The 3,639-nt window shown below is 72.8% G+C and carries 3 protein-coding genes and 1 pseudogene; all 4 read left to right on the top strand.

Features of this window, described 5'->3' with window-relative positions; genetic code table 11:
* Positions 1-197 precede the first annotated feature (197 nt).
* The 4 genes and pseudogenes from lipB to NBX02_RS16250 all read left to right on the top strand — a co-directional run bounded on the left by lipB (position 198) and on the right by NBX02_RS16250 (position 3,342).
* Positions 198-935: a lipoyl(octanoyl) transferase LipB gene (gene lipB / locus NBX02_RS16235; RefSeq protein WP_250292049.1), complete on the top strand. Its 738-nt coding sequence runs from the start codon at positions 198-200 to the stop codon at positions 933-935.
* Positions 932-1,936 (top strand): annotated as a pseudogene (lipA, locus tag NBX02_RS16240) (lipoyl synthase); the annotation flags it as partial. The gene lipB and the pseudogene lipA, both read left to right, overlap by 4 nt.
* Before the next feature lie 377 nt (positions 1,937-2,313).
* The gene (locus NBX02_RS16245; protein ID WP_250287130.1) at positions 2,314-2,523 is read left to right on the top strand and encodes a hypothetical protein; all 210 of its coding nucleotides are present in this window, start codon (positions 2,314-2,316) and stop codon (positions 2,521-2,523) included.
* A 192-nt stretch (positions 2,524-2,715) separates the two neighbouring features.
* Positions 2,716-3,342: a DUF4191 domain-containing protein gene (locus NBX02_RS16250; RefSeq protein ID WP_445548474.1), complete on the top strand. Its 627-nt coding sequence runs from the start codon at positions 2,716-2,718 to the stop codon at positions 3,340-3,342.
* Positions 3,343-3,639: the final 297 nt, after the last annotated feature.

A 3,639-nucleotide genomic window follows, 5' to 3' on the forward strand; every position in this document is an offset into this window, starting at 1 on the left:
GGCACAGCCGAAGGCGGCACAGCCGAAGGCGGCGTGACCGGCGGCGGTACGGCGAATGGCGGCGCGGCTGCCGGTGGTACAGCCGCCGGTGTACGGGAAACGCCGGTCACCCCTCGGGTGCTGCCGGAAGTGTGACGCCCACGGTGTCCTGCCGCGGGAGCTGGGAGGACACCGCAGGTGAGCGTAGCCTCATTTTCATGGAGGTCATGCGCCCAGGCCTGATGCCCTACGACGAGGCGTGGCGGTTGCAGCGCGCGCTGGCCGACCGGCGGATCGCCGACGAGGCGGCCGACACCCTGATCCTCCTGGAACATCCCAGCGTCTACACCGCCGGCCGGCGCACCCAGCCGTGGGAACGCCCCTTCGACGGCACCCCGGTGGTGGACGTCGACCGGGGTGGCAAGATCACATGGCACGGCCCGGGGCAGCTCGTGGGCTACCCGGTGCTGCGGCTGCCCAGGCCGCTGGACGTGGTCGCCTACGTCCGCGCCCTCGAAGAAGCGCTGATCGCGGTCTGCGCGGAGTTCGGGGTGCCGGCCGTCCGGGTGGCCGGGCGCACCGGGGTGTGGACCGCCGACGGGGAGCGCAAGCTCGCGGCGATCGGCATCCGGGTGCGCTACCTGGTCGCCTACCACGGTTTCGCCCTCAACTGCAGCCCGGACCTCGGCGCCTTCACCAGGATCGTCCCGTGCGGCATCTCCGACGCCGGGGTGAGCAGCCTGAGCCGGGAGCTCGGCCGGGCCGTGACCGTCGAGGAGGCCCTGTCCGTCGTGGAACGCCACATGGTCGAGACGCTGACGGCCTTCATCGCCAGGTCACCGAGCGCGACCGGTCTGCCGGTACCGAGCACGACCGGCCCGCCGGCGCCGGGCGCGGACGGCCCGCCAGCGCCCGGCGGCGTGTCGCCGACGCGGGAGCCGGAGCTGGCCCGATGACCATCGACACCACGACCGCCAGCGCCACGCCGACCGCCACCGCGGTCACCACCGCCACGCCGACCGGCACCGCGGTGGCGGTTCCGGCCCCCGAGGGCCGGCGGATGCTGCGGCTGGAGGCCCGTAACACGGCCACGCCGATCGAGCGCAAGCCGCCGTGGATCCGCACCCGGATGCGGACCGGCCCGCAGTACTCCGACATCAAGGGACTCGTCCACGACAAGGGCCTGCACACGGTGTGTGAGGAGGCCGGCTGCCCGAACATCTACGAGTGCTGGGAGGACCGGGAGGCGACCTTCCTCATCGGCGGCGAGGTGTGCACCCGCCGGTGCGACTTCTGCCAGATCGACTCGGGACGCCCCGCGGCCTTCGACACCGACGAGCCGCGCCGGGTCGCCGAATCGGTGCGGACGATGGGCCTGCGCTACGCGACCGTGACCGGGGTGGCCCGCGACGACCTGCCCGACGGCGGGGCGTGGCTGTACGCGCAGACGGTCCGCGAGATCCACACGTCCTGCCCGGGCACCCGTGTCGAACTGCTCATCCCCGACTTCCACGCCCGTCCGGAGCAGCTCGCCGAGGTCTTCGGGGCGGCGCCCGAGGTGCTGGCCCACAACATCGAGACGGTGCCGCGGGTGTTCCGGCGCATCCGGCCCGGGTTCCGCTACGAGCGGTCGCTGGAGGTGCTCCGGCGGGCCCGGGACGCGGGCCTGGTGACCAAGTCCAACCTGATCCTGGGGCTCGGCGAGGAGCCCGCGGAGATCCTGTCGACCATGGCCGACCTGCTCGCCGCCGGCTGTGAGCTGCTGACCATCACCCAGTACCTGCGGCCCACTCCCCGCCACCACCCGGTGGAGCGCTGGGTGCGTCCCGAGGAGTTCGTCGAGCTGCGCGCGCAGGCCGAGCGGATGGGGTTCGTCGGCGTGCTCGCCGGCCCGCTGGTGCGCTCCTCCTACCGCGCCGGCCGGATGTACCAGCAGGCGGTCGAGCGACGCGGCGACGCGGCCGGGAACACGACCGGCAACGGAGCCGGGGGTGAGGCCACCGTCCCGGCCGGCTCCGTCGTCGGCCTCCCGGCCGGCACCGCGACCAGCACCGCGACCAGCACCGCGACCGGCACCGCGACCGGCACCGCGACCGGCACCGCGACCGGCACCACGCACGCCCGTCCGCGGGCGTCCGAGCAGCCCCGTCCGGACACGGGAGGCGTCAGAACGGACATTCCCGCCCCTGGCCACCCGAACTACGCAGAGTAATAAACGCGGTGGTAGGCCCGCCGCGGTGGCACTAGTGTCATCCGGCAGTAACCATTGCGCAGCGAGCAGACCAAGAACGAGATCATGACCGACAGCGCGTCCGACCGGCCTGGGAGATCTACGTGATCCTGCTGAAATCACTACTGACCGCCGTCGAAGAAGTGACTCTTCTCCTCCTCCCCCACGGCGGCCAGCGGACGGCGCGCCGCAACGCCTGGCGCGCCGCCGCCGACCTGCAGGTGGGTGCCGGCCGGCACGGCGAGGCCGGCTGGAAGGTCGTGCGCACCAGGCCGCAGGGCACGGGACGGGTGGCCATCGCGACCGAGCGTTGACCCCCGGCCGGCTCACCGGGCACCACGGATCGAGCCGTGCCCGATCCAGGTCGTAGGCTCGCGGTCATGGCGCGCACAAACAGATCCGGCGGCAGGGCGCCCGCCGCGGCGGGAACCACTGCGGGAAGCGGACGCGGGAAAGGGGCCGAGCGCGGGGCAGGCAGAGCGGGGCGCCTCACACAGCTACGGACGGTGTTCCGGCTCACCCGGCAGCGTGACCCGCACGTGGTGTGGTGGTCACTGCTCGGCCTGGTGATCCCGCTGGGGATCGTCGGCGTGCTGCTCGGGCTCCTCGTCGGCCCACTGTGGACGTGGCTGCCGGTCGGGATCGTGCTGGGGCTGCTCGGCGCCGTGAACGTCTTCAGCCGCCGGGTCCAGAAGACCGCCTACGCCGAGATGGAGGGCCAGCCCGGCGCCGCCGCCGGGATCATCGAACGGATGCGCGGCGACTGGCGGCTCACCCCCGCCGTGGCGGTCAACCGCAACCAGGACGTCGTGCACCGTGTGGTATGCCGCGCCGGCGTAGTGATCATCGCTGAGGGCCGGGGACGCGGCCAGCGCGACCTGCTCGGCACCGAGGTCCGCCGCGTCCGCAAGGTGGTCGGCGAGACGCCCATCCACGACATCGTGATCGGCAGCGGCCCCGGCGAGGTGCCCCTGCCGAAACTGCGGCTGACACTGATGCGGCTGCCCCGCACCCTGCGGCGCGGCGAGGTCGACCCCCTGGCGCGACGGCTACGGGCGGTGACCTCACCGACCCTGCCCATCCCCAAGGGCCCCATCCCCCGCAACATCCCCCGCGGCGGAAAGATCCGGTAGACCCCAAATTTTTCGCTTGGGCGAAAAATTTGGGGACCCCTACCTCGAGAGCTGGCCGTCACGCGGGGTCCGCGATCTCCCACGAGATCGCGGACGAGAAACACCCACACCCCCCAACCAGCCCTCCCCCACCCGAACCCCACCCCAGCCCCACCCGGCGAAAAATTTGGGGACCCCTACCTCGAGAGCTGGCCGTCACGCGGGGTCCGCTCCGTGGGTGCGCGGGTTCGTCGGAGGCGGGCGCGAGTGCTCGTCCGCGTCCGGACGAGGGCAACGTCAGCCGGTTCGTCCCACGGG

It is taken from the genome of Protofrankia sp. CiP1_Cm_nod1 (assembly GCF_920888515.1).
Lineage (GTDB): Bacteria > Actinomycetota > Actinomycetes > Frankiales > Frankiaceae > Protofrankia.

What these genes read in the sequence shown, in the direction of transcription:
- lipB (WP_250292049.1), top strand. Translation starts at nt 198, where the DNA reads ATGGAGGTCATGCGCCCAGGCCTGATGCCCTACGACGAGGCGTGGCGG.